A 25,258-nucleotide genomic window follows, 5' to 3' on the forward strand; every position below is an offset into this window, starting at 1 on the left:
AGAGAGGAAAGCATGACCAACCACACCAATCCCGACCAGCGCCGCCGCAATGTCCTGATGAGCGCAGCCACGGCCGCCGCCGCAGCCGGCACGGCCGCAGCGGGCGTCTCGCTCAACGCCTCCGCCGCCGCGCCGTCCAAACCGCAGACCCGCCAGATTTCCACCCTGACGACGCGCGACGGCGTCGAGTTGTACTACAAGGATTGGGGGCCGAAGACCGGCCAGCCGGTCGTCTTCAGCCACGGTTGGCCGCTGAACTCGGACAGCTGGGAATCGCAAATGATCTTCCTGGCCGATCGCGGCTACCGCTGCATCGCCCACGACCGCCGTGGCCACGGCCGCTCGAGCCAGCCATGGGACGGCAACGACATGGACCACTACGCCGACGACCTGGCCCAGGTGATCGAGGCGCTGGACCTGAAGAACGCGGTGCTGGTGGGCTTTTCCACCGGTGGCGGCGAGGTGGCGCGCTACGTCGGCCGCCACGGCACCAAGCGCGTCGCCGGCCTGGCGCTGGTCTCGGCGGTGCCGCCGCTGATGCTCAAGAAGGCCGACTATCCGGGCGGCCTGCCGATCGACGTGTTCGACGGCATCCGCGCCGGCTCGACCGCCAACCGCGCGCAGCTGTATATCGACATCGCGTCGGGTCCGTTCTTCGGCTTCAACCGTCCGGGCGCCAAGGTCTCGCAAGGGTTGATCAACTCGTGGACGGCGCAGGGCATGCAGGCCGGCCACAAGAATACCTACGACTCGATCAAGGCGTTTTCGGAAACCGACTTCCGCGAGGACCTGAAGAAGTTCGACAAGCCGACCCTGATCATCCACGGCGACGACGACCAGATCGTGCCGATCGACGCTTCCGGCCGCGCCGCTGCGGCGATCGTCAAGCATGCCAAGCTGCTGGTGTATCCAGGCGCGCCGCACGGTTTGACCGACACCCACAAGGACCGCGTCAACAACGACCTGCTGGCGTTCATCAAGGGCTGAGCCTGACGGCCGCTACAGGGAGATGATGCCGCGCTTGACCGCGATGGCGACCGCGTGGGTGCGGTCGTGCGCGTCGAGCTTGGCGAGGATGGTGCGGATGTGGGCTTTGACGGTGTCCTCGGCAATGCCGAGCTGCACGCCGATTTGCTTGTTGCCGTTGCCGGCGGCGGCGCTCGACAGCACCGCCATCTCCCGCTCGCTCAGGTGCGGCTGGCCCAGCCGCTCGACCAGCGTGCGCGCGACGTCGGCGGGAATCCAGCGGTGGCCTGCGTGCACCGCCCGGATCGCGTCGATCAGATCCTTGCGCAGGCTGTGCTTCATCAGGAAGCCGGCCGCGCCCAGCTCGAGTGCGCGGCGCATTTGATGGTCGCCGCTCAGCGTGGTCAGCATGATCACGCGGGCCTGGCCATGCCGCTGCCGCAACGCCTCGAGCACCTGCAGGCCGTCCAGGCCGGGCATGGCGATGTCCATGATCGTCAGGTCCGGGCGCAAGGTTTCGTACGTCTCGAGCACCCGCAGGCCATTGTCGAGCTCGCCCACCACTTGCAGGTCGGGCTGGTTGGCGATGGTGTCGGCCAGGCCCGCCAGGATCATCGGGTGGTCGTCGACCAGGAGGATGCGGACTGGCTTGCTGGTGCTGGATGGTTCGGTACTGCTCGACACGTGTGCTCCGTGGGGTTGGCGGTGGGCTGCGCGCAGTTTAATACAAGTTGGACAACAACGGTGATCGATGACCCGGGGTTGTTCGTCCCTCGATAACCAGAAGTTACGTTCGGCATCGTGCCGCCATTGGCTTGCTATGCATCATTTACGACGCTTTACTCACCACGAAGGAAACACCATGAAATCAATCGCACCCATCGCTCTTGCCGCCGCCTCGTTGCTGGCCCTCTGCCAGCAAGCCCAGGCACAATCGCCGGTCGCCGTCCACGACCACGTGTCCACCGCGCCGGTTGGCGCCCCCAAGTTCGACGCCAAAGGCATCGCCCGCACTGAAACCGTGCGCAGCGAGTTCGACAGCACGAGGGAAGCGATACAGGTCCGCGTCGACTTCGCCGCCGGCGCCTCGTTCCCCAAGCACTCGCACCCTGGTGTCGAGATCGCCTACGTGCTGAACGGCGTCATCGAGTACGAATTGAACGGCAAGGTCGTCCGCCTCAAGGCCGGCGAGTCGATCTATATCCCTGCCGGCGCGGTCCACTCGGCCAAGAACGTTGGCGCCGGCATCACGTCCGAACTGGCCACCTATCTGGTGGAAAAGAACAAGCCAATTGTCATTCTCGACAAATAATGTCATTCAGGCCGGTGATCGGCCGCAACCAACTAGAGGGATAACGTAATAATGTTGAAGACTCACCTCAAGCTGCGCGGCCTGATCGCCTGCCTCGGCTTCTGCTTCGGCGGCCCGGCACTGGCAGCCGAGCCGGCCTGGGTCCAGCGCAGCAACGAGAATGCGCGGCTGCTGCTGGACGTCGTCGCCCGGTACTCGCCCGAGCGCGCCAGCGAGCTGGGTGTCGACGGCTTCGACGAGCAAATCGTCGATATGTCGCGCGACCAATTCGCGCCGCTGCGCCAGGACACGGACTCCGCCCTCGGCGAGCTGCGCCGCCGGCTGGAAGGCGAAGGCGACCGCAAAGTGCGGCAAGACCTGGAGATCCTGATCAAGGCCGGCGAGGACCAGCTGCGCTCGGCCGCGCTGAACCGCCGGTATTTTTTGCCGTACGTCAATGTCGGCCAATTGCTGTTCGGCGTCGTGCGCGACACGCTCGACCCGCGCATTCCGCCGCAGCGCCAGCAGGCCATCGTCGCGCGGCTGCAAAAATACGCCGGCCTGACCGAGGGCTACCGCCCGATCACCGAGCTGGCCATCGAGCGGCTGCGGGAGCGCCAGGCGGCGGACAAGAACTTGTTGGGACCGTATCGGGGCGAAGTGGAGCAGGCGCTGAACGACAGCCCGCTTTTGCTCAAGGGTATCAAGGATTTGCTGGTCAAGTGCCGCGTGCGCGGCTGGGAGCCGGCCTACGCCGCGCTGGAACGGCAACTGGCGGCGTATGACGCCGAGGTGCGCACGTCGATCCTGCCGCTGGCGCGCGCCGATCACCGCCTGCCGCCCGAGGTGTATGCGGACCGGCTGCATCAGATCGGCGTGGACATCGCGCCGGGCGAACTGGTCGCCAAGGCGCTGACGTCGTTTGCCGAGATGCGCAACCAGATCGCCATCACGGCCGGCCTGGTGGCGCGCGAGCACAAGCTCGCCGACCCGGACTACCGCGCCGTCATCAAGGCGCTCAAGCGCCAGCAGCTTGCCGCCGACCAGGTGATGCCGCTATACGCGCGGCGGCTGTCGCAGCTCGAAGCGGCGGTGCGCGAGCACCACATCGTCTCGCTGCCGGAGCGCCCGGCGCTGATCCGGCTGGCCACCCCGGCCGAGAACGCGCGCCAGCCGGCGCCGCACATGAACCCGCCACGGCTGATCGGCAACACCGGCGAATACGGCGAATTCGTGCTGACGACGGGCTTGCCCCCGGACGCCGGCGGCAAGACGCTGGTGTTCGACGATTTCACGCACCAGGCGGGGAGCTGGACGCTGACGGCGCACGAGGCGCGCCCGGGCCATGAGCTGCAGTTCGCCAAGATGCTCGAGACCGGTGTATCGACGGCGCGCGCGGTGTTCGCGTTCAACAGCGTCAACGCGGAAGGCTGGGCCTTGTATGCCGAGGCCGAGATGCAACCTTTCGAGCCGCTCGACGGCCAGTTGTTCGCATTGCAGGCGCGCATGCAGCGCGCCGCGCGCGCGTTCCTGGACCCGATGGTCAACCTCGGTGAGATCACGCCGGCCGGCGTGGTGAGCTTCCTGATGGAAGAGGTTGGTTTGTCCGAAGGCATGGCGACGCAGGAAATGCAGCGCTACACCTTCCGCGATCCCGGCCAGGCAACGTCGTATTTTTATGGCTATCAGCGGCTGATGGAAACGCGCCAAGCGGCCGAGGTGGCATTGCGGAGCAAGTTCAACCGCCAGTCCTTCAACGATTTCATCCTGGCGCAGGGGCTGGTGCCGCCAACATTGCTGCGCAAGGCGGTGATGGAGGAATTCGTGCCGGCGCAGCGCTGAAGGGGCGCTGGAGGCCATGGCAGCTTCCATATCTCAATGCTAATTACTCACGGAAAGTAGTAGAATCGCGCCTGTTTCTATTTCTATTTCTGTGAGATCCCCTTGATAGACAGCCCACCGGTACGCGCCCTGCGCGCAGCCTTGTACCGGCGCATGGAGCGCCCGGAACACGGCGACCAGGACCTGCAGGGCTGGCGCAACCGGCTGCTGAACGGCCTGTGTTCGGTGGCTTTCTGGCTGGGCTTGCTGGTGCTGGCGCCGAGCATGTGGGCCGGGATGCGGCAGGGCCACTTGCCGATGGTCGCGACGGACATCATCGCGCTTGCCGGCATCGGCTGGCTGCACTATCGGCGCGATATGCCATATCAGTGGCGCGCAGGCGCGCTGCTGGCGATCGTCTACCTGATCGCCGTGGTGCTGCTGTTCTCGCTGGGGCCGCTGTCGCAGATCTATCTGCTGGCGGTCCCGGTACTGTGCACCGTGCTGATCGGCAGCCGCGCCGCCATCGTGACCTTGCTGTGGTGCGGCGCCACCCTGTTCCTGGCCGGCTACGCGGGCGGCATCGAACCGGGCCTGGCCGTGGTCGAGGTCGGCCTGCCGGCGCACTGGTTTATCCTGACCGTGAATTTCCTGCTGGTGTCCTCGGTGCTGACGGTGTCGTGCACCTACCTGCTGCATGGGCTCGACGGCGCGCTGGCCCGCCAGCGTGTCATCCACGACCGTAGCCGCGACAATGAAACCCGCTACCGGCAAATCCTGGAAGCGCAAATTGCTACCCTGCATGCGCGCGAGGCGGACCTGCGGGCGTCGCAGGAGCGCCAGGCCGAATCGCTGGCGGCGCAGCGCGCGGCGGAAGTATCGAACCAGCTCAAGAGCGACTTCCTGGCGATGATCAGCCACGAAGTGCGCACCCCGCTGGGCGGCGTCATCGGCATGCTGCGCTCGGCCATGAAGGACGCCGGCGTGGCGCCGAACACGCGCGACAAGCTGCGCCTGAGTCTGAGCAACGCCGAGGTGCTGCTGCAGATCATCAACGACATCCTCGACTTCTCGCGCTTGGAGGCGGGCAAGATGCCGCTGGAGGTGCTGGACTTCGACCTGGCCGGCATGCTCAACGACGTGGTCGGCCTGCTGGCCGACCGCGCCGAGGCCAAGGGCGTTTCGCTCATCGTCGAGTTCGCCCCGGGGATGCCGGCCTGGTGGCGCGGCGATCCGACGCGGCTGCGCCAGGTGGTGGTGAACCTGGTCGGCAACGGCGTCAAGTTCACCGAGCGCGGCGAAGTGCGCGTGAGCGTGGCGCAAGACGGCGGGCAGGGCATCGTTCTCGCCGTGCGCGACACCGGCATCGGCATCGAAGCCGAGGCGCTTGGGCGGCTGTTCCAGAAGTTCGAGCAGGCCGACGCCGCCACTTCGCGCAAATATGGCGGCGCCGGATTGGGCCTGGCCATCTGCAAGAACATCGTCAGCGCGATGGACGGGCGTATCGAGGCGGTCAGCGAACCGGGTATCGGCAGTGTGTTCCGGGTGTATCTGCCGCTGGAGACCGGCGCGCCGGTGGCCGTGCGGGTGGAGGAACCGCGCCGTCCGCATGCCGCGCGCCTGGCCGTGCTGTGCGCGGAGGACGGCAGCACCAATCAGGTGATTTTGACCGAGCTGCTGAGCAACATGGGCCACAGCCTCACCATCGTCGAGGAAGGTGTCGCGGCGCTGGAGGAACTGGCCGCGCGCGATTACGACCTGGTGATCATGGACGGCCGCATGCCGCGCATGGACGGCATGGCCGCCTTGCAGCGCCTGCGCGCCGGGCTCGACGGCGTGCGCGACGCCTCCGTGCCGGTGATCGCGCTGACGGCCAACGCCACGGCCGAGGAGCGGCAACGCTTCCTGGCGGCGGGCGCCAACGGCTTCCTCGCCAAGCCGATCGACGAAATCGCGCTGCACACCGAGATCGCGCGTCAGCTGGAAGCGTTGCTGGCGAACGGCAGGCCATTGATCGGCGAGCAACGCGCCATGGCGGCCGGGGCGCCGGCGTTGAGCGAGCTCGACGACATGTTCGGGGTGGCGCAACTGCCAGCCGCCGGCTTGCGCTCGCCGGAGGTGAACGCCAAGTTGCACCGCGCCATGCACTCGGCCTTCGTGATCGAAGGCCCGCGACTGCTGACGGCGGCGTGGCAGGGGCTGGACGACGGCGACGCCCTGGCAGTCGCGCTGGCTGTGCACAGCCTGATGGGCGCCGCCGCGTTTCTTGGTGCGGATAGCGTGCACGCGCGTTGCGCGCGCATCGAGCAACTGGCGGACGCCGGTGCGCTGGACGCCGTCAGGCCGCAACTGGCGACGCTGACCCTGGAGCTGGCCGAGACGTTGGCGGTTATGACGCCAGGTAAGGCGCCAGAGACTAATCTGGCTTGACTCTGGGCATCGATGCACTGCACTGGTGCGATGGATTATTTTCCCTCGGCCTTTGTCTTGGCCAACGCATCCAGTTCCGGTATGCCGCTGTTTCCGTCGGCGTAGGCCGCCTGGAAGCTCGGACGCAGCTGCCAGCGGCGCCAGAACGCATCCAAATGCTCGAAACGCTCGTCCAGCGGCGTGGCATTGATCGGGAATTTGGAGAAAGCGATCGCGGTTGCCAGTGTGATGTCCGAGAAGGTCGGCTCGTCCCCGCCGAGGAGCCAGTCGCGTCCGTCGGACAGGTGCTGGTTGACCAGTGCCGCATGGGCCAGCGCCTCCTTGCGGCTATGCTCTCCCCACGCATGATTGGTCGTCAGTTCCAGTTTCGGTCCCAGCCCCTGGTGCAGGACATGGAACGCAGTGACGATGCGATAGAGAATATGCACCCAGACGCGGTTATCCCACATGTTGTCCAGCCCCTGCTGCAACGGGTCCTCGCCCATGATGCGCCGACCGGGATAAGCTTGATCGAGATAGCGGACGATGGCGGCGGTTTCGGATATAAAACTTCCATCGGCCAGCTGCAGAGTGGGCGTTTCACCCCACGGATTCATTTTCAGATGCGGCCATTGGCGCTGTTCGCCGCCCGGGCTCATGTCGTAGATTTGCTCCTCGAACTGATCGGCAATGCCTTTCTCGTGCATGAACAGGCGCAGGCGCTGCGGGTTGGGGAAAGCCGAAGGCGAGGTAAAGAGACGGAGTTTGGTGTTCATGGTCATTTCCTTTTAGTAAGAGCGGACGGTGCGGCGGGCCTTGTGTACTCGCCGGCTTACTTGCATTTGTCGCTACGCAAGCAATGACTGAAGTGTATTGATTTGTTCATTGCAGATAAATGGGGCTAGAATCACTTCATTTATTACATTTTGGAATAGACCATGGCAAGCGTGGATACCATGCAGCTCGGCAGCATCGAGCAATTTTGCAAAGCGGCAGAGTTGGGCAGTTTCACTGCGACGGCGGAGTTCTTCGGTCTCACCCCCGCTGCCGTCAGTAGATCGATCAGCCGGCTGGAGCGGCGTCTGGGCGTACGGCTGTTTTCCCGCACCACGCGAAGTATCAAGGTCACCAACGAAGGCCAGCTCTTTTGGAAGGAATGCCAGGTGGCGCTGGAGCAGATCGCCGAAGCCGAGCGCGCCATTACCGGCGCGCAGACCGTGCCGCGCGGACTGCTGCGCATCAGCGTCAGTGCTGCGTATGGGACGCATCGCTTGTTGCCTCTGATGCCACAATTTACTGAGGCTTACCCGCAGATCGAGATTGAGCTCAGTATCTCGGACAAGATCATCGATTTTGTGGAAGAGGGCTTCGATGTGGCGATACGGCTCGGCATCCAGCGCGATTCACGGCTGGTGGCATACAAACTGGAAGACGCGTCTTTAGGTGTCTTCGCGACGCCGGAATACTTGAAGAAAAAAGGGACGCCTCGCGCGGTTGCCGATCTGGAGTCGCACGATTGCATACAATACGTGTCCCCCAATACGGGCCGGCCGCTGATTTGGTTGTTCAAGGGTGCAAATGGGGAAGAATTAGATTATCCGGTACGCAGCCGCATGCGCATACTTAATGATGCACTTGGCTGCGTTGCGTGGGTTAATGCAGGTGGTGGGTTGTACCAGACCTACCGTTTCGCAACCGCAAGCGCCGTGAAGCGGGGAGACCTTGTGGAAGTGCTTCAAGAACATGGCGGCCGATCGCGGCCATTTTCCATTCTGTATCCTCAGAACCGCCATCTATCAGCCAAGGTACGCGCATTTGTGGATTTTTTGCGCTCAACCCTCCATTCGTCGCCGGTTCAATAACGGTATTCCGCCGACGTGTAGCTATCGGCCTTCTGACGGCTACCAATGCGACTTTGGCGTCGATCTTCGTTCCGGCAAAAGTATCGGCGGCTCAATTTGCTGATTGTGGATTCAGTATCCTTAAGCCACTTCGCCATAGCGCAAGGCCCGCCAGCGACACGTCACCGGCAGGCCTTTTTAGTTGTTACCTGTTAGAAGCAGCAGGACAGCATCTTCAGGCAGCAGTCCAGACTGGCGCAGCAATCCATTGTGGTTGCCGCGTAAGCGCCGGCCGAAGCCAGCAGGATGGCCGTCACGGCCGATGCTTTGATGAGGATTGATTTCATTGGTATTTCCTTTTTAGCTAGAAGTTAAGTTCGTGTTTACATCACTTCGGCGTGCTAATCAGGCGGGCACCAGACGTCTTTCGCTGGCGCGGGGGACATGGCGGGGGCGGGGCAGTAGGCTTGCAGGCGTATCGGCGTCGATGCGGGCATGGCAATATCGGGGGCGACGGCGGGCAGTGCGGTCGGCAGGCAATCGGTGGCCACGCATTGCGTTACGGGGCAATCGGCGCCCTTGCAGCACAGGCGAGCCGGCGCTGCCGCCAGCACGGAGCTGTGCAGCACGAAGACCAGCGCGATGACCATGGCAAAGAATTGTCGCATGGGCTGATTGTAGCAAGATTGCGCGCGCGTGGCCCGATCAGGACTTCACGGCGGAGTGATTGCTTCGTCGGGCCGCGATGATGTCGCAGATTGCCAAGCATAGTATCGCTTCCGTTCTTCGCTGGCCCGATTCTGTTGTCCTCCTTGGACTTTTAGTTTGTTGCCTACGCATTGGCCACGCTTGCATTGGTATTGTTCGCTCATCGGAACAGCCCGTTCGATCCGTCCCGTCTTATCAAGCCCAACCTTTTGCCAGATCATGACCTCTTTAGACAGCGGAGGTTAATATGGAAAACGGCAGCAAGCGCGTGGCCTTGGTCACTGGGGCGAACAAAGGCATCGGGCTGGAAATCGCACGGCAGTTGGGACGCGAACAGATCACCGTACTAGTGGGCGCGCGCGACGCGGTGCGCGGAGAGACGGCTGCCGGGCAACTGCGCAGCGAAGGAATCGACGCCCGCTTCGTCCAGCTGGACGTGACCGACATGGCCAGCATCGCGCAGGCCGCAGCGGCCATCGGCGCCAGCCACGGCCGGCTCGACATTCTGGTCAACAATGCCGGAATCAGCGATAGCGCCGACGGCGCGCCCGGCAAGGCCGATCTCGCCGCCGTCAGGAGCATATTCGATACCAACTTTTTCGGCCCGCTTGCCGTCACCCAGGCGATGCTGCCGTGGCTGCATGAGGCGCCGGCAGCACGTATCGTGAACATGTCCAGCAGCCTGGGCTCGATCGCCATCAACGGCGACCCTACCTCGCCCTACTATGCCGTGCGCCTGGCAGGCTACAACGCCTCCAAGGCGGCGTTGAACATGCTCACGGTGCAGTTGGCCGCAGAGCTGCGCGACACCCTGATCGTCGTCAACGCGGCGTGTCCCGGTTATGTCGCTACCGATCTGAACGGTCACAGCGGTTTCCTGACGCCCCAAGAAGCCGCCGCCACACCGGTACGGTTGGCGTTGCTGCCCGACAGGGAGATCCATGGGCAGTTCATCAGCGCAGAGGGGCCGGTGCGCTGGTAAATCGTTGGCAGATTTATCCGGGCAGACGGTTTTCGGCGAGCAGGTCGACGAAGGCGCGCAATGGCGCAGTCATCCGTCGACGCGGGAAGTACAGCTGTGGACCTTCGAACCGGTGCCACCATTCGGGCAGCACCGGCAGTAGCGTGCCGCGTGCCAGATCCGGATCGAGCCAGTTGCGGAAGGTGCATACCAAACCGTGCCCTGCCGCAGCCAGCGCGATCACCGCCGCCGCCGCGTCGACGCCGACCACCAGACGGCTGTGTGGATCGACCGTCAGCAGCTCGTCGTCTTTCTCGAATATCCACGGCGACAGCGCGCCGCTCGAAAAACGCATGCGCACACAGTCGTGCAAGGTCAGCTCGTGCGGATGTTGAGGCATGCCGCGCCGCGCGAGATAGGCGGGCGAGGCGGCCAGCGCCAGTTGCTGGGACGCCGGCCCCACTGGCACGGCGATCATGTCCTGCGCCAGGTGCTCACCATAGCGAATGCCGGCGTCGCAGCCGGCCGAGGTGATATCGACGAAGCGATCCTCGACCATGATTTCCAACCGCACGTCGGGGTAACGCAGCAAAAACTTGTCGAGCAGCGGCGGCAGGATATCGACCATCACGGCGCCGGTCACATTCAATTTCAGCAAGCCACGCACTTCCTTGTCCGGGCTGGTGACGTCGTGCAGCGCCGCGCGGGCGTCGGACAGCAGCGGCGCGAGGCGATCGGCCAGCGTCCGGCCCGCCTCCGTCGGCATCACGCTGCGCGTCGTACGGGCGAGCAGCGGCACGCCTAGTTGCGTTTCGATGCGGGTGATCGTCTCGCTAACGGTCGAGGGCGAAAGACCGAGTTGCGTTGCCGCAGTGCGGAAGCCGCCCGCGTTGCAAACAGCCAGGAAGATCAGGAGGTCGTCGAAGGAGGGATCGGAATTCGCCATGGCATGCAATGTAAGCGCTTTGCGGCGGGTGGGCAAGTGTTGAGCTTGCGTGAATTACATGCCAAGGGTGCGGTTAGATGGCGGGCATCCGTTCCAAGGCTTGCGCGGCGGCGAGAAGGCCATCGAGCATCCGGTCGGCGACCTTTTCCGAGAACCCGGGTGGCAGCTCGGTGCGGACCTTGTCGACAATGGCAGGCGTGCGCGTAATGAAATCCTGGATAAGCGGCTCCGCGCTCTCGCCGTAACCGACCTTCTTCGCGGTGCTGTTGAAGTGTCGCCGCATGATTTTATGCGCCAGGTAGTGCCTGTTCTTGCCTAGCAGCGCCATCGCCATTTTGACGTCCTGCTCCGCCCACTGGCTCGGGCCATTGCCGATGGCGGGGTAGGCGGACATCACGTCATAGACCGGCGTCATCTTGAAGCGCTGCTCGCCGGCGAGCAGCTGGATGCTGAAGTTTTTGGCGTGCCCATCCGGCGCCCGCAGCATCCAGAACAGAAGCTGCGTGGCCATGAGCGTGTGCATATCCGCAACCGCCTGTTGCGACTGTTGCAGCAGGGTGAATATCTGCTGCAGGCCCGGGCCGCCTTCGTTTTCGTATTTCATCAGAGGCGAGGTGCCCGTCGCCTGGCAGAAATCTTCCTGAACCAGTCGGAACAGCTGCTTCCCATCGCGCGACAGTGCCCGGTCGAAACGCTCGACGACCAGCACCCGTTGGGAGCCGAATGTCGCAATCTCCGCATTCGCCGTGGGCAGCCCGTATTCTTTGAACAGCCGCAGGCATAGCCACTCGTTGTCAACCGACGTGGAGAAGTCGGCCCGTCGCCCGCCGACCAGCCCGATGGGGAGTTTGAAGATGTGGGTCGTCGGCGTCGCGCCGCGAGGCTTCAGCCATTTTCCATTCCACCACAGGAAGGCGTCCTTCTCTTGCGCGCCGGCCAGCGAAATCCTGAAATCGTCATCGGGGTCTTGCATACCGCCGTAGTGGCCCGGATTGACCACGTCCAGCAGGTGCCGCTCGATTGCTTCATCATCCACCGCTATGCCGTCGATCTTGCCCAAGCCTTCCGGCTCGGCACCCTCCGGCAGAAGTTGCAGAGCCCCCACGCAGTCCCGGCCAACTGCCGCGAGCAAATCGAATGCATCGGTGGAGCCGGTCTTGAACCGGACGGCAACCCGTTTGCGGATGGTGTCGCTATCGGGCAGCAGCCCGTCGAAGTAGTGCGATACACGGTCTCCCTTTAGTGGCTCGTTATGTAGATTGAACGGCAACGATAGCGAGATGGGGCGTCCGCGCGTGGAGTTGCGCCACGCCGCGTCGTATTGCAGTTCCGAGTTTCCTGATGCTTTGACTGTCCAACGCCCGACGTAGTCCCCATTAGCCCAGAGGTGCAGTGTTTGGCTATGCGCGCGGCGGCCCATGATTACCACTCCGCAGGACTGCTTGGCTCGCCCTCGATCCGCTCGCCGAGCCGTAGGTCCAAGCCGATCGCCGCGCACCAGCTGAGCAGCTGCTTGACGCTGATTTCATCTGGATGTTGCTCTAGGTGAGAAATGCGATTCTGGCTCAGGCCAAGGCGATTCGCCACGGCGGTCTGCGTGAGTCCGCGCCGCTTGCGGGTGGACAGAAGCAGCTGACCTAGCTGTGGCGTGGTGATGATAAGCTGGGATGCAGGTGTAGTTGACATGAAATATCCGATATTCAGATAATCGAATTTTAGCTGTATTTCAGATAAAGTCAATATATCCGAATTTCAGATAAAGACAAATTATCTGATATTCAGATAAATTTCTGCCAGACGTCGACGAGACCGCACCACAAGTGTGGAACAAACAAAAAAGGGTCACAAGCCGAAGCTTGCAACCCTTTGATATCCCTGCTTATTTCTGGTGCCGACTGCCGGTTTCGAACTGGCCACCTGATGATTACAAATCAACTGCTCTACCAAATGAGCTAAGTCGGCGAAACTTGTACGGGGCAAATTATACGCTATTTAATCCGCGTCAGGGTGGGGCGCCCGCCCTTTTTGGGTGGGTCGTTGTCGTCCTGCGGGGCGCTTGGCGCCTCGTTTTTGCCCTCCGGCGCAGGCGTCGGCACGGCTGCCAGCGACGGGCCCGGCACGCTGGTTTCCTCGGCCGGTGGAGGCGCGTCGGCGCCGCCGGTTTGCGGCTCGAACGCCATGCCCTGGCCGTTTTCGTTGGCGTAGATCGCCATGACGTTGTTGACCGGGACGTAGATTTCGCGCGAGACGCCGCCGAAGCGGGCGTGGAAGCGGATGCTGTCGTTGTCCATCTTCAGTCCCGACGTGGCGCCGAAACTGATGTTGAGCACGATTTCGCCTTTTTTCACATATTCCATCGGCACGGTGGTCGAGGCGTCGACCTTGACGGCCAGGTAGGGCGTATAGCCGCTGTCGGTGCACCACTCATAAATGGCGCGCAGCATGTAGGGCTTGGTAGAGATTTCGGACATGGTATTCCAGACTACGGTAAAACACGGCACGCCCCCGCTTCAATACGGGTGGCGCGCCGATAATTTCAACTAAACATCGGCGTTTCCGCGATCGAACCGATCAGCGGCGCATGACCTTTTCCGACGGCGTCAGCGCTTCGATGTAGGCCGGACGCGAGAAGATGCGCTCGGCGTACTTCATCAGCGGGGCGGCGGTCTTCGACAGTTCGATGCCGTAGTGGTCCAGGCGCCACAGCAGCGGCGCGACGGCCACGTCGAGCATCGAGAACTCGTCGCCGAGCATGTACTTGTTCTTCAGGAACAGCGGCGCCAAGGTGGTCAAACGGTCGCGGATTTCCGCGCGCGCTTTGTCGTGGCTCTTGTCGTTGCCCTTGGCGCGCTCGCTTTCGAGCACGTGCACGTGGACGAACAATTCCTTTTCGAAATTGAACAGCATCAGGCGCGCACGCGCGCGCATCAGCGGGTCGGCCGGCATCAGCTGCGGATGCGGGAAGCGCTCGTCGATGTATTCATTGATGATATTCGATTCGTACAGAATCAATTCACGCTCGACCAGAATCGGCACCTGACCATACGGGTTCATGGTCGAGATATCTTCCGGCTTGTTGAACAAGTCGACGTCGCGCACTTCAAAGTCCATGCCTTTTTCGAACAGGACCAGACGGCAGCGCTGCGAAAATGGGCAGGTTGTACCCGAGTAGAGAACCATCATTTTTTGTAGTTCCTTAAAAACTAAGGGGGTGAACCCGCGAACGGATCACCCCGGATCGATCGCCCGCCAACGGCGGACATCGCAAAACAAGCGCCGGGCCAGCCGGCGCTCTCGATTATTTAACTTCTTTCCAGAACGACGCGTTCAGGCGCCATGCCAGCAAGACGAACAGGGACATGAACAATACCACCGCCACGCCCAATTTTTTGCGGGTCTGCGCCGCAGGCTCCGCCATCCACTCCATGTAACCGACCAGGTCGGCCACCGCAGTGTCAAATTCCAGTTTGCTCATGCTGCCCGCCTTGACCTGCTCGAAGCCGGCGAACTGATGCACCATCTTGCCGTGTTCGTGCGGATCTTCCACCTCGACCGTCTTGATCTTCTGGATGCCCTGCAACTCCCACAGCACGTGCGGCATGGCCACGTTTTCCAGCACCCGGTTGTTCCAGCCGGTCGGACGGGTGTCGTCCTGGTAGAAATTGCGCAGGTAAGTATACAGATAGTCGCCGCCGGTGCCGGCGCCGGACGATTTGGCGCGCGAAATGACCGACAGATCCGGCGGCACCACGCCGAACCAGACCTTGGCATCCTTCGGCCGCATGTTGGTGGTCATCATCTCGCCGACCTTTTCGCCGGTGAACAGCAGGTTCGACTTGATCTGCTCTTCGCTCAGGCCCAGGTCCTTGAGGCGGTTGTAGCGCATCGACGAGGCGTTGTGGCAGTTCAGGCAATAGTTGACGAACAGCTTGGCGCCATGTTGCAACGCCGCCATGTTGTTCGACCGGTCCGGCGCCTTGTCGAGCGCGACGCCGCCTTCGTTGGCGAACGCCAGGGCCGGCAGCAGGGCCAGCGCGGCAAGCAGTTTCTTTGCAAAATTCATGTCATGTCCTTTATATACTTTGGCCAAGGTACGGTCAGTGCGCGGAGAAGACGACGCGGTCGGGCACTTTTTTGAACGTGCCCATCGTGCTCCACCATGGCATGAACAGGAAGAAGCTAAAGTACAGCAGGGTGCACACTTGCGAAACGATCGTGCGGGCGTCGGTCGGCGCCAGGGTACCAAGGTAGCCCAGGGTCAGGAACGACAGGAAGAACACGGCGTACACATACTTGTGCCAGGTCGGGCGGTAGCGGATCGAGCGCACCGGCGACTTGTCGAGCCATGGCATGAAGGCCAGGATCACGACCGAGCCGCCGAAGAACACCACGCCCCAGAACTTGGCGTCGAGGATCTGCGGCAGCATGCCGATGATGGCCAGCAGCGCGATGACGGCAATGGCGATTTTCACCAGGCGCGGCAGGTTGGACTTGAGCCAGACGAACACCACGTAGGCGGCCACGAAGAACATCAGCACCCACATGAAGTCGGCGGTGGTGGCGCGCAGCACCGAGTAGAACGCGGTGAAGTACCAGGTCGGGGCGATGTGCAGCGGGGTTTTCAGCGAGTCGCCCGGCAGGAAGTTGTTGTACTCGAGGAAGTAGCCGCCCATTTCCGGCGCGAAGAACACGACGGTGCTGAAGATCAGCAGGAAGATCGAGACGCCAAACAGGTCGTGCACGGTGTAGTACGGGTGCGACGGGATCGAGTCGACCGGATGGCCGTCCGGGCCCAGGTTTTCTTTGACTTCAATGCCGTCCGGGTTGCTCGAGCCGACTTCGTGCAGCGCGATCAAGTGCGCCGCGACCAGGCCCAGCAGCACCAGCGGAATGGCGATCACGTGGAACGCGAAGAAGCGGTTCAGCGTGGCGTCGGAGACGACGTAGTCGCCGCGGATCCACAGCGACAGGTCCGGTCCGATCAGCGGGATGGCGCCGAACAGGTTGACGATCACCTGGGCGCCCCAGTACGACATCTGGCCCCATGGCAGCAGGTAGCCGAAGAAGGCCTCGGCCATCAGGCACAGGAAGATGGCGAAACCGAACAGCCAGATCAGTTCACGCGGCTTTTTATACGAGCCGTACAGCAGGCCGCGCGTCATGTGCAGGTAGATGATGATGAAGAAGGCCGACGCGCCGGTCGAGTGCATGTAGCGCACCAGCCAGCCCCACGGCACTTCGCGCATGATGTATTCGACCGAGCCGAAGGCCAGCAGCGCGTCCGGCTTGTAGTGCATGGTCAGGAAGATGCCGGTGACGATTTGCAGCACCAGCACCAGCATCGCCAGCGAGCCGAAGATGTACCAGACGTTGAAGTTTTTCGGGGCGTAGTATTTGCCCCATTGGTCGTTCCACAGCTTGGTCAGGGGAAAGCGGTCATCGACCCAGCCAAGTGCTTTTTGTGCCACCGGCGCGTTGGCCGGCAGTTTTGTCTCTTTGAAAGCCGCCATGATTTACGCCTCGCCTTTCTCGTCTTTGCCAATGACCAGCTTGTTGTCGCTCAAGAACATGTAGCGCGGAACCTGCAGATTGTCCGGCGCCGGCTTGTTTTTAAACACGCGGCCGGCCATGTCGAAGGTCGAGCCGTGGCATGGGCACAGGAAGCCGCCTTCCCAGTCGTCCGGCAGCGATGGCTGCGGACCGGGCGCGAACTTGGACGAGGGCGAACAGCCGAGGTGGGTACAGATGCCGACCGCGACGAGGATGTCGGGCTTGCGCGAGCGCCACTCGTTGCGGGCGTACTCGGGCGTGAATTCTTCTGGATTGCGTTTCGACTCGGCGTCGGCGACCTTGCCGTCGGTCTTTTTCAGCGACGCCACCATTTCGGGGGTGCGCTTGATGATCCAGACCGGCTTGCCGCGCCATTCGACCGTTGTCATTTCCCCGGGGTTGAGCGCCGAGATGTCCACCTCGACCGGCGCGCCGGCGGCTTTCGCCCGTTCCGACGGCTGGAAGGTGCTCACCAGCGCCCCCGCGGTTGCCAGACCCACTACACCACCCGCCGCGCCTGTTGCGACGAGCAAACCGCGACGGCCGGAATCGACCTGCTTTTCGTTACTCATACAAACCCCAATCAGTCAAAGTGCGAACAAAATCTGGAAACCGCGAACAATCCTGAAAACGAAAACTTGATGAAGCACGAATGTAGCTTCTAGCAACCTTAAATTATAAGGTAACCGTGTAGCGATTTAAAGCAAAAACGTTGCCGTAACCCCAATTGAGGCGTTTTTCGCACCGTTTTGGGCTTGATTTTTGGCTGACTCTGCCCTATGAGGGGACCCGGCCGTTTCGTCAATTGATATAGGTCAAACTTATAACGTAAATCGCTGTCCAAATGCGTGAACCGCTAGTGTGTTTGGAATCTAATTGAAAAAATAGTATGATCCATCGGCAGTTTTGTTCACAAATGACCACACGTCGAGGATGTAAAAATGACAATGATGCAAGAATTCAAAGAATTCGCGATGAAGGGCAATGTGGTCGACCTCGCCGTCGGCGTGATCATCGGCGGCGCCTTCGGCAAGATTGTCGATTCGCTGGTGACCGACATCATCATGCCGCCGATCAGCAAGCTGTTCGGCGGGCTCGATTTCGCCAACTACTACATCGGCCTCAACGGCCAAGCCGCCGGCCTGAGCCTGGCCGAAGCGAAGAAACTGGGCGCCGTGTTCGCCTATGGCAACTTTGCCACGATCTTGCTCAACTTCATCATCCTGGCCTTCGTCATCTTCCAGATGGTGCGGCTGATGAACCGCGCGCGCCAGCTGCGCGAGCATCCGGTGGTCACGCCGCCGCCGGCGCCGCCGGCCGAAGACATCGTGTTGCTGCGCGAAATTCGCGACGCCCTCAAGAAATAATCACCAAGGACCCCGCCCGCCGGGCGGCAGATTCAAGCTATGCGACGACTCTGGTTATTGTTTGCGCAAACGGTGACCGTCGTTTTGGCGCTGTATTTCGTCTACGCGGCCGTCGTGCCGCAGGGCGCGGCGCCCATACGCCTGCAGCAGATGGGCAGCCCCGAGCGGCCGGCCGTCATGCTGGAAGCCGGACCGGGCAAGACGCCGGCCTCGGCCGTTGGCTCCTACCGGGCGGCGGCCGGGCGCGCGATGCCGGCCGTGGTCAACATCATCACCAGCAAAAAGCCCAAGCACCGCAAGCATCCGCTGCTGCGCGACCCGTTCTTTAAAAAATTCTTCGGCGACCGTGACCGCGACGGCGAAGGCGACGACGACGAGGCCAGCCTTGGCTCCGGCGTCATCGTCTCGGCCGAGGGCTATATCCTGACCAACAACCACGTGGTCGAGGCCGCCGATGAGATCGAGGTGGTGCTGGCCGATGGCCGCAAGGCCGCCGCCAAGGTGGTCGGCACCGATCCGGAGACGGACCTGGCGGTCATCAAGATCTCGCTCGACAAGCTGCCGGTGATCGTGCTGGGGCAGGCCGAGCAGGCGCAGGTGGGCGATGTGGTGCTGGCGATCGGCAATCCGTTCGGCGTCGGCCAGACGGTGACGATGGGCATCATCTCGGCGCTGGGACGCAACAACCTGCACATCAACCACTTCGAGAACTTCATCCAGACCGACGCCGCGATCAACTTCGGCAACTCGGGCGGGGCGCTGGTGGACGTCACCGGCAACCTGCTGGGCATCAACTCGGCGATTTATTCGCAAAGCGGCGGCTCGGTCGGCATCGGCTTCGCCATTCCGGTTTCGACGGCCAAAACGGTAATGGAGGCGATTATCAAGTCCGGCCACGTGGTGCGCGGCTGGATCGGCGTGGAAACGCAGGAAATCACGCCGGAGATGGCCAGCAGCTTCGGCCTCAAGCGCCAGAGCGGCGCCATCATTGCCGGCGTGGTGCGCCACGGCCCGGCCGACAAGGGCGGCATCAAGCCGGGCGACATCCTGCTGACGGTCGACGGCAAGCCCGTCACCGACACCAACGGCATGCTCAACCTGATCGCCCAACTGACTCCGGGCGAAAAAGCTAAAATGACGATCTTGCGTAAGAGCCGCGAAACGACAGTCGACGTCACGGTCGGCAAGCGTCCGGCCAGCGCCAAAATAAAGTAAACCCAATGCATTTACGCGATCTGACTCAATTCCTCAAAGAACTGGCTGACAACAACAATCGTCCGTGGTTCATCATGAACAAGCCGCGCTACGACATTTTGCGCGAAGAATTTTTGCAAGTGGTCACCGATATGATCGCCGGGGTCGGCAAGTTCGATCCGGCTGTCAAGTTCAGCAATCCGAAGAAGGCGATGTTCCGCATCAACCGCGACGTGCGTTTCGCGCATGACAAGAGCCCGTATAAGACGCGCTTTTCGGCGGCGGTGGCGCCGAACGACATGCGCCGTCCCAGCCAGACCGGCGGTCCGACGTACTACATGCAGATCGACGGACAGGGAAGGTTGCTGTTCGGCGCGGGCGAGTACATGCCGCCGGCGGGCCGCCTGAAGGCGCTGCGCCAGCACATGGTCGACGATGCGGCCGGCTTTAAAAAGGTGCTGAAGAACAAAAAGCTGCGCCTGACGTTTGGCGATATCCGCGACGAGGGCAAGCTGATGCGTCCGCCGAAGGGCTTCGACGCCGATCACGAGCACATCGAATACATCAAGCTGAAGAGTTTCTTCGTGTGGACCGAGATCGATGTGCCGATGAACAAGCCGGAGTTGCTGGTGCCGCTGATCGTCAACGGCTTGAAGGATGCGTTCCCGCTGGTGGCATGGATGCGCGAAGCAAAAGAAGAAACCGTGGACGAGTAATTAAATCCACCCCCGGAATTGCGTGGCTAGCGTTTGACCTTTTCGTCGCGCGGGTCGCGCGACAGTAATTTCGTCACCATCGCTTGCGGCTGGTCGCCGTCGAACAGCACGCCCGCTACCGCGTTGGTGATCGGCATGTCGACACCCATCCTGGCCGCCAGCTCGCGCACCGCTTTCGAGCACGGTACGCCTTCGGCCACATGCCCCAATTCCTGCACGATCGTTTCCAACGGTTTGCCCTGCGCCAGACCCAGGCCCACTCGGCGGTTGCGCGACAGGTCGCCGGTGCAGGTCAGGATCAAATCGCCCATCCCGGTCAAGCCCATGAACGTCTCGATCTGACCACCCAGCGCGGTACCCAGGCGCGTGATTTCCGCCAAGCCGCGCGTGATCAGCGCGGCACGGGCATTTAGCCCGAGGCCCAAGCCATCGGCCACGCCGGTGGCGATCGCCAGCACGTTCTTGACCGCGCCGCCGACTTCCACGCCGACCAGATCCTCGCTCGAGTACACGCGGATATTGCCGCCATGGACGGCCGCCACCACGCAATCGCGCAAGGCCGCCGAGCGCGAAGCGATGGTCAGCGCGCACGGCAACCCGCGCGCCACTTCCTGCGCGAACGACGGTCCCGACAAGGCGCCACCGGCAACCCCGTCGCCCAGCACTTCACGGACGATCTGATGCGGCAGCAGGCCGGTTTCATATTCAAAGCCCTTGCACAGCCACACCACATGCGACACCGCATGCGGCTTGAGCTGCTCCAGCAACGGACGCAAGCCCGCCACCGGGCAGGCGGCGATCAGCAGGCCGTCGGCGCCGGCAGCATGCGCCAGCGCGGCGTCGAAGCCGGTTTCAACCTGCAAACGGTCGGGGAAGGGATGGCCGGAAAGGTATTCGGTGTTGTCGCGGGCCTCGCCCATGGCTTGCAGCGAGGCGCTGTTGCGGCCCCACAGCAGCACATCGTGGCGCTGCGCCAGCGCGATGGCGACGGCGGTGCCCCAGGCGCCCGCGCCGAGCACGGTCACCTTGCGCGCGCCGGACGCCGCTTGTTTGGTTTGATTATCTTGCATGGGTCCCCGTTCGGCCTGCGTCCACGGAGTCGCGCGGGCCGTTATTCAGATGCTGGGATTATATGCCCCAGATCTCGGCATTCTTGACGTAACCGACCAGGCCGTCGCGGTGACGCACCTTGACCCAGCCACCGGCGGCCACTTCGCTGACTTCCATCAACACGCCCTTGTCGGCGGTAAAGACGGCGGCGGCGGCGTCGTCCGGCGTGGCGCGCACCTTCAGATTGGCGACGCGGGCGATGACGTTGCGCTTGGTGCTCAGGCCCTTGGCCTCGGTCCAGGCCATTTCGCCGTTGACGTCGCGCACCTTGAGCCATTCACCGTAGGCCAGCACCACTTCGAGCGGCGCGCCGCGCGGCACGACAAACAGCTTGCCGCCCTTGGTCGACGGGGCGTCGTACAGCACCACGGGCGCGGCGCCTACCGTTTTGAAGTCGAACGCGTGGCTGCTCGCGGCGGCCAACATCAGGCTCAAACCTGCGATCAAACGGGGAAATGTCATGGCTTACCTTGCTGAGGGAGGACAGCGCGCGGGGCGCGGCTAGTCGGGTCAAACAGCCGCCGGACGAGCGTCCGGCGACGTTGCTACAGTATAACTCTAAGCGAAACCGTCTCGCCGATTAGTGCGTGGTGGTGCTGTCGACGGCAGGCGCTGCTGCGGCGGCATCGGCCACGGCTTGCAGGCGCTGCTGGTAGAACACTTCGAAGTTGATCTCGGCCAGGTGCACTGGTGGGAAACCGGCACGGGTGATCACGTCGGCGATGTTGGCGCGCAGGTAAGGGTAGACGATGTTCGGGCAACCGATACCCAGCAGCGGATCGAGCTGATCGGCAGGGATGTTACGGGCTTCGAAGATACCGGCTTGCTTGCCTTCGACCAGGAAAGCGACTTTGTCCTTGATTTTGGCGGTCACGGTGATGGTGACGGTCGACTCGAAGATGCCGTCGGCCAGTGGCTCGGCGCCCACGTCCAGCGCGACTTCGATGGTTGGCGCTTCCTGTTCCAGGAAGATAGCTGGGGAATTCGGTTGCTCCAGCGACATGTCTTTCAGGTAGACGCGTTGGATTTGGAATACTGGTTGCAGGTTTTCTTCAGACATGGAACGCTTTCGTTATAGTGAAAACGAGCGGCACGCGCCGCTCAGATGATGTTGGCTTGGGATGGCCGAATAAAAGCCCAGATCAAACGCGAGGGCAATTGTATCAAAACCACTATGGATACAAAGGATTTCTGCCCGCGCGTTGTATTTGGTGTCAGTTAGCCATTTAACAAGGGTGACAGGCCGCCGGCTTGATCGAGCGCATACAAATCGTCGAAACCGCCGACGTGCTTGTCGCCGATGTAGATTTGCGGCACGGTGCGGCGGCCGGTTTTTTGCATCATCAGCACGCGCTGCTCCGGGTCGAGGTCGACGCGGATTTTCTTCAGTTCGGTCACGCCCTTCGATTCGAGCAGGCGCTCGGCGCGGGTGCAGTAGGGGCACACGGCGGTGGTGTACATGATCACTTCGGTCGTCATGATGCTTCCTTCCAATTATTTTGCCTGCGGCTTGGTCAGCGTTACCGGCGATTTCGACGGTGTCGCAGAGGGCTTGGCCAGTGGCAGGCCGGCTTTTTGCCATGCGGCAAGTCCACCGTCCAGATTGACCACGTCGGCGAAGCCGGCTTTGGACAGTTTAGCCGCAGCCGACGATGCACGTGCGCCGGATTGGCAAACCACCACCACGCTCTTGCTCTTGAACTTGTCCAGTTCGCCGATTCGCTGGTCCAGTTCGGCCAGTGGAATGTTCTTCGCGTCCGGCAGGGAACCGTTGGCGAATTCTTTCGCGTCCCGTACGTCTACAATGGTGGCTTTGCTACGATTAATCAACATCGTCACGTCTTGCGGGGTCGCCCGTTTGCCGCGCTGGGTCAGCAAGGGCCACAGCAGCGCGCCGCCGGACAGAACGACGACGGCGATGATGAAAATATTGTCAATGAAGAATTTCACGGGGTTCCAATGGTTTAACTTAATCCGCGCATTATAAAATAGAAGCTGGAAGAGTTCTTAAAGCACTGGTAATCCCTCCGATTCACTCCTTTTTTGAAGATAGTCCTCATGTACAAAATTGTATTCATGCGCCATGGCGAATCCACCTGGAACCTGTCGAACCGCTTCACCGGCTGGACCGACGTCGATCTGACCGAAAAAGGCGTGGCCGAGGCCAAGGCCGCCGGCAAGGTGCTCAAGGAATCGGGCTTCACCTTCGACCTGGCCTACACGTCGGTGCTCAAGCGCGCGATCCGCACCTTGTGGCTGTCGCTCGACGAGATGGATATGATGTACCTGCCGGTCAAGAACGACTGGCGCCTGAACGAGCGCCATTATGGCGCGCTTCAGGGCCTGGACAAGGGCGAGACCGCCGCCAAGTACGGCGACGAGCAAGTGCTGGTATGGCGCCGCAGCTACGATACGCCGCCGCCACCGCTGGAAGAGGGCGACGACCGCGCCTCGTTCAACGACCCGCGCTACGCCGGCCTGGACAAGTCGCAGATTCCGCTGACCGAATGCCTGAAGGACACCGTGGCGCGCGTGATGCCGGCCTGGGACGAGGAAATCGCCCCGGCCATCCGCGCCGGCAAGAAGATCATCATCTCGGCCCACGGCAACAGCCTGCGCGCGCTGATCAAGATGCTCGACGGCATCAGCGACAACGACATCGTCGGCCTCAACATCCCGAACGGCCAGCCGCTGGTCTACGAGCTGGACGCCGACTTGAAGCCGATCCGCCACTACTACCTCGGCGACGCCGATGCCATCGCAGCGGCCCAGGCGGCCGTCGCCAACCAGGGCAAGGCCAAGTAATTTGTCTCATTCTTCATTTAAAGGTTGGCGCAGGGCTGCCGCCGTCACGGGCGCGGCCTTGCTGTTGATAACGTCGTTGAGTGCCCATGCCCAGACCGTCAGGTCGGGCAAGCCGACCGAGCGCAGCAAGCAGAAGGCGCTGGCCGAGGCCGAGCGCGCCGGCTTGCAGCAAAAGCTGTCGGCGCTCAAAAAGGACATCAGCAAGACCGAAAGCGCCAAGGACGACGCGGCCGATACGCTGGCCGAGTCGGAACAGGCGATTTCGGACGCCAACCGCGCGCTGCGCGACCTGCAGCAGGAGCTCGGCGACACCCACACCAAGCTGCAGCAGCTGAGCGGCGAGCGCGAGCGGCTGACGGCCACGGTCGCGCTGCAAAAGCAGCAGCTGGCCAAGCTGTTGCGCGAGCATTATGTCGCCGGTAATGAAGACCGGATCAAATTATTGCTGTCCGGGGACAACCCCAACCGCATCAACCGCGATCTGCAGATGATGGCCTATGTGTCGCAGGCACAGGCCCGTTTGCTGGATGCGCTGCGCGCCAACCTCAAGGCCGTCGAGGATAATCAGGCCGAGGCGCAAAACGCCAACGACGAGCTGGCCGAGATCGCGCAGGAACAATTGCAGCAAAAGAACAAGCTGGAACAGGAAAAGACCCGCCGCGCGGCCTTGCTGTCGACCTTGTCGCAAAAGCTGGTGGCCCAGCGCAAGGAAGCGGGCAACGTCGAGCGCGACGAGCAGCGCATCAGCGGCCTGGTCGACAAGTTGAACAAGCTGATCGAGGAGCAGGCGATTGCCGCCGCCGCCGAGAAAAAGCGCCAGGAACAACTGGCGGCCGCCCGCGCCGCCGCCAAGGCCAAGGCCGACGCCGAGAAAAAAGCGGCGCTGCTGGCGCAAGCGCAAGCCCGCGCCAAGGCAGCGGCCGCCGCGCAGGCAGAGCGTGAGCGTCTGGCCAAGGCCAACGCCAACAAGGCCGGCACGATTAAACCTTCGCAGCCAGCCCAGTCGGCTCCACCGGTCAAGCCGGCGGTGCCTGCCAGGCCCGATCCGATCGACGCCGACGAACCGAAAGTCGCGGTCAAGCCCCCTGAGCCGGTCCGGGAGCCGGTCGAGGAGCCGGCCCGTCCGCCGGCCCGCGCCGCTGACATCGCGCTGGCGCCGGCCGCGCCGGCCGGCGCCTTCGCCAGCCTCAAAGGCCAGATGCGCTCGCCGGTCAGCGGCCAGGTCGCGGCCAGGTTCGGCAGCAAGCGCGGCCAGGGGCCAAGCTGGAAGGGCGTCTTCATCCGCGCGGCAGAAGGAGCGGACGTGCGCGCCGTCGCCGGCGGCCGGGTGGTGTTTGCCGAATGGCTGCGCGGCTTCGGCAACCTGATCATCGTCGACCACGGCGGCCAGTACATGAGTATTTACGGTAATAATCAATCGTTGCTGAAAAGGGCAGGCGACATCGTCAAATCGGGCGACCCGATAGCGAGCGCGGGCAACAGCGGCGGCAACGAGGAATCAGGGCTATACTTCGAGCTTCGCCATCAGGGCACGGCATTCGATCCGGCTGGCTGGGTCAAGTTTTAAGGTTCG

The 25,258-nt window shown here is 62.5% G+C and carries 28 protein-coding genes and 1 tRNA gene; 11 read left to right on the forward strand and 18 right to left on the reverse strand.

The annotated features are described in order from the left end of the window. Window positions 1–12: 12 nt before the first annotated feature. Complete coding sequence (locus tag ACZ0BA_RS24020) at window positions 13–987, forward strand: alpha/beta fold hydrolase (RefSeq protein ID WP_463453663.1); 975 nt, start codon at window positions 13–15, stop codon at window positions 985–987. A gap of 12 nt (window positions 988–999) precedes the next feature. On the opposite strand, the gene ACZ0BA_RS24025 is transcribed toward ACZ0BA_RS24020, so the two are convergent. Next, window positions 1,000–1,650, reverse strand: coding sequence for a response regulator (locus tag ACZ0BA_RS24025; protein ID WP_463453664.1), 651 nt, complete (start codon window positions 1,648–1,650; stop codon window positions 1,000–1,002). A gap of 178 nt (window positions 1,651–1,828) precedes the next feature. On the opposite strand from ACZ0BA_RS24025, the gene ACZ0BA_RS24030 reads away from it, so the two are divergent. From ACZ0BA_RS24030 to ACZ0BA_RS24040, 3 genes are all read left to right on the forward strand, one after another. Next, window positions 1,829–2,278, forward strand: a complete 450-nt coding sequence (locus ACZ0BA_RS24030; protein WP_463453665.1) for a cupin domain-containing protein — start codon at window positions 1,829–1,831, stop codon at window positions 2,276–2,278. Between the two features lie 51 nt (window positions 2,279–2,329). After that, window positions 2,330–4,099, forward strand: a complete 1,770-nt coding sequence (locus ACZ0BA_RS24035) for a DUF885 domain-containing protein (protein ID WP_463453666.1) — start codon at window positions 2,330–2,332, stop codon at window positions 4,097–4,099. A 102-nt stretch (window positions 4,100–4,201) separates the two neighbouring features. Beyond that, entirely contained in the window at window positions 4,202–6,508 is a 2,307-nt protein-coding gene (locus tag ACZ0BA_RS24040) for an ATP-binding protein (RefSeq protein ID WP_463453667.1), read from the forward strand. A gap of 35 nt (window positions 6,509–6,543) precedes the next feature. Here the strand turns inward: ACZ0BA_RS24040 and ACZ0BA_RS24045 are convergent, their stop codons facing one another. Then, window positions 6,544–7,263 (reverse strand): glutathione S-transferase family protein, encoded by a 720-nt coding sequence (locus ACZ0BA_RS24045; protein ID WP_463453668.1) that lies wholly within the window; start codon window positions 7,261–7,263, stop codon window positions 6,544–6,546. Between the two features lie 162 nt (window positions 7,264–7,425). On the opposite strand from ACZ0BA_RS24045, the gene ACZ0BA_RS24050 reads away from it, so the two are divergent. Next, complete coding sequence (locus tag ACZ0BA_RS24050) at window positions 7,426–8,349, forward strand: LysR substrate-binding domain-containing protein (protein WP_463453669.1); 924 nt, start codon at window positions 7,426–7,428, stop codon at window positions 8,347–8,349. A 191-nt stretch (window positions 8,350–8,540) separates the two neighbouring features. Here the strand turns inward: ACZ0BA_RS24050 and ACZ0BA_RS24055 are convergent, their stop codons facing one another. Then, on the reverse strand, window positions 8,541–8,675 hold the full coding sequence (locus ACZ0BA_RS24055) for a hypothetical protein (RefSeq protein WP_463453670.1): 135 nt from the start codon (window positions 8,673–8,675) through the stop codon (window positions 8,541–8,543). Window positions 8,676–8,729: 54 nt separating this feature from the next. Beyond that, window positions 8,730–8,996 (reverse strand): hypothetical protein, encoded by a 267-nt coding sequence (locus tag ACZ0BA_RS24060; protein WP_463453671.1) that lies wholly within the window; start codon window positions 8,994–8,996, stop codon window positions 8,730–8,732. Between the two features lie 308 nt (window positions 8,997–9,304). Between ACZ0BA_RS24060 and ACZ0BA_RS24065 the strand changes: the two genes are divergently transcribed. Next, window positions 9,305–10,018: an SDR family oxidoreductase gene (locus tag ACZ0BA_RS24065; RefSeq protein ID WP_463453672.1), complete on the forward strand. Its 714-nt coding sequence runs from the start codon at window positions 9,305–9,307 to the stop codon at window positions 10,016–10,018. Between the two features lie 13 nt (window positions 10,019–10,031). Here ACZ0BA_RS24065 and ACZ0BA_RS24070 read toward each other — a convergent pair whose 3' ends face one another. The 9 genes from ACZ0BA_RS24070 to petA all read right to left on the reverse strand — a co-directional run bounded on the left by ACZ0BA_RS24070 (window position 10,032) and on the right by petA (window position 17,065). Further along, the gene (locus ACZ0BA_RS24070; RefSeq protein ID WP_463453673.1) at window positions 10,032–10,943 is read right to left on the reverse strand and encodes a LysR family transcriptional regulator; all 912 of its coding nucleotides are present in this window, start codon (window positions 10,941–10,943) and stop codon (window positions 10,032–10,034) included. A 73-nt stretch (window positions 10,944–11,016) separates the two neighbouring features. Continuing rightward, the gene (locus tag ACZ0BA_RS24075) at window positions 11,017–12,363 is read right to left on the reverse strand and encodes a type II toxin-antitoxin system HipA family toxin (protein WP_463453674.1); all 1,347 of its coding nucleotides are present in this window, start codon (window positions 12,361–12,363) and stop codon (window positions 11,017–11,019) included. Window positions 12,364–12,365: 2 nt separating this feature from the next. Then, window positions 12,366–12,629, reverse strand: coding sequence for a helix-turn-helix domain-containing protein (locus tag ACZ0BA_RS24080; protein ID WP_463454822.1), 264 nt, complete (start codon window positions 12,627–12,629; stop codon window positions 12,366–12,368). 200 nt (window positions 12,630–12,829) lie between these two features. After that, window positions 12,830–12,905: transfer RNA gene (locus tag ACZ0BA_RS24085), tRNA-Thr, on the reverse strand. 26 nt (window positions 12,906–12,931) lie between these two features. Next, complete coding sequence (locus tag ACZ0BA_RS24090; protein ID WP_463453675.1) at window positions 12,932–13,414, reverse strand: ClpXP protease specificity-enhancing factor; 483 nt, start codon at window positions 13,412–13,414, stop codon at window positions 12,932–12,934. A gap of 100 nt (window positions 13,415–13,514) precedes the next feature. Beyond that, window positions 13,515–14,126 (reverse strand): glutathione S-transferase N-terminal domain-containing protein, encoded by a 612-nt coding sequence (locus ACZ0BA_RS24095; RefSeq protein ID WP_017877976.1) that lies wholly within the window; start codon window positions 14,124–14,126, stop codon window positions 13,515–13,517. Window positions 14,127–14,241: 115 nt separating this feature from the next. Beyond that, complete coding sequence (locus tag ACZ0BA_RS24100; RefSeq protein WP_463453676.1) at window positions 14,242–15,006, reverse strand: cytochrome c1; 765 nt, start codon at window positions 15,004–15,006, stop codon at window positions 14,242–14,244. Window positions 15,007–15,040: 34 nt separating this feature from the next. Continuing rightward, complete coding sequence (locus ACZ0BA_RS24105) at window positions 15,041–16,453, reverse strand: cytochrome b (protein WP_463453677.1); 1,413 nt, start codon at window positions 16,451–16,453, stop codon at window positions 15,041–15,043. Between the two features lie 3 nt (window positions 16,454–16,456). Further along, the gene (petA, locus tag ACZ0BA_RS24110) at window positions 16,457–17,065 is read right to left on the reverse strand and encodes a ubiquinol-cytochrome c reductase iron-sulfur subunit (RefSeq protein WP_463453678.1); all 609 of its coding nucleotides are present in this window, start codon (window positions 17,063–17,065) and stop codon (window positions 16,457–16,459) included. 369 nt (window positions 17,066–17,434) lie between these two features. On the opposite strand from petA, the gene mscL reads away from it, so the two are divergent. The 3 genes from mscL to ACZ0BA_RS24125 are packed head-to-tail and all read left to right on the forward strand — an operon-like array spanning window position 17,435 to window position 19,770. Continuing rightward, window positions 17,435–17,860: a large conductance mechanosensitive channel protein MscL gene (gene mscL, locus ACZ0BA_RS24115; protein ID WP_463453679.1), complete on the forward strand. Its 426-nt coding sequence runs from the start codon at window positions 17,435–17,437 to the stop codon at window positions 17,858–17,860. Between the two features lie 39 nt (window positions 17,861–17,899). Continuing rightward, complete coding sequence (locus ACZ0BA_RS24120; RefSeq protein ID WP_463453680.1) at window positions 17,900–19,075, forward strand: Do family serine endopeptidase; 1,176 nt, start codon at window positions 17,900–17,902, stop codon at window positions 19,073–19,075. Between the two features lie 5 nt (window positions 19,076–19,080). Next, entirely contained in the window at window positions 19,081–19,770 is a 690-nt protein-coding gene (locus ACZ0BA_RS24125; RefSeq protein ID WP_463453681.1) for a DUF2461 domain-containing protein, read from the forward strand. Between the two features lie 26 nt (window positions 19,771–19,796). On the opposite strand, the gene ACZ0BA_RS24130 is transcribed toward ACZ0BA_RS24125, so the two are convergent. From ACZ0BA_RS24130 to ACZ0BA_RS24150, 5 genes are all read right to left on the reverse strand, one after another. After that, window positions 19,797–20,840 carry an NAD(P)H-dependent glycerol-3-phosphate dehydrogenase gene (locus tag ACZ0BA_RS24130; RefSeq protein WP_463453682.1) on the reverse strand — a complete coding sequence of 348 codons (1,044 nt, stop codon included), beginning with the start codon at window positions 20,838–20,840 and terminating at the stop codon, window positions 19,797–19,799. Between the two features lie 58 nt (window positions 20,841–20,898). Then, the gene (locus ACZ0BA_RS24135) at window positions 20,899–21,342 is read right to left on the reverse strand and encodes an SH3 domain-containing protein (RefSeq protein ID WP_463453683.1); all 444 of its coding nucleotides are present in this window, start codon (window positions 21,340–21,342) and stop codon (window positions 20,899–20,901) included. A gap of 118 nt (window positions 21,343–21,460) precedes the next feature. Next, complete coding sequence (secB, locus tag ACZ0BA_RS24140; protein ID WP_463453684.1) at window positions 21,461–21,940, reverse strand: protein-export chaperone SecB; 480 nt, start codon at window positions 21,938–21,940, stop codon at window positions 21,461–21,463. A gap of 158 nt (window positions 21,941–22,098) precedes the next feature. Further along, window positions 22,099–22,359 (reverse strand): glutaredoxin 3, encoded by a 261-nt coding sequence (gene grxC / locus ACZ0BA_RS24145; RefSeq protein WP_463453685.1) that lies wholly within the window; start codon window positions 22,357–22,359, stop codon window positions 22,099–22,101. A 15-nt stretch (window positions 22,360–22,374) separates the two neighbouring features. After that, a complete protein-coding gene (locus tag ACZ0BA_RS24150) occupies window positions 22,375–22,830 on the reverse strand; it encodes a rhodanese-like domain-containing protein (protein WP_463453686.1) in 456 nt (151 codons plus the stop codon). Window positions 22,831–22,938: 108 nt separating this feature from the next. On the opposite strand from ACZ0BA_RS24150, the gene gpmA reads away from it, so the two are divergent. Both gpmA and ACZ0BA_RS24160 read left to right on the forward strand, forming a co-directional pair. Next, window positions 22,939–23,685, forward strand: coding sequence for a 2,3-diphosphoglycerate-dependent phosphoglycerate mutase (gene gpmA / locus ACZ0BA_RS24155; protein WP_463453687.1), 747 nt, complete (start codon window positions 22,939–22,941; stop codon window positions 23,683–23,685). Further along, window positions 23,633–25,252 carry a peptidoglycan DD-metalloendopeptidase family protein gene (locus tag ACZ0BA_RS24160; protein ID WP_463453688.1) on the forward strand — a complete coding sequence of 540 codons (1,620 nt, stop codon included), beginning with the start codon at window positions 23,633–23,635 and terminating at the stop codon, window positions 25,250–25,252. Before gpmA ends, ACZ0BA_RS24160 begins: the two co-directional genes overlap by 53 nt. Window positions 25,253–25,258: the final 6 nt, after the last annotated feature.

This window comes from Duganella sp. AC917 (assembly GCF_979258245.1).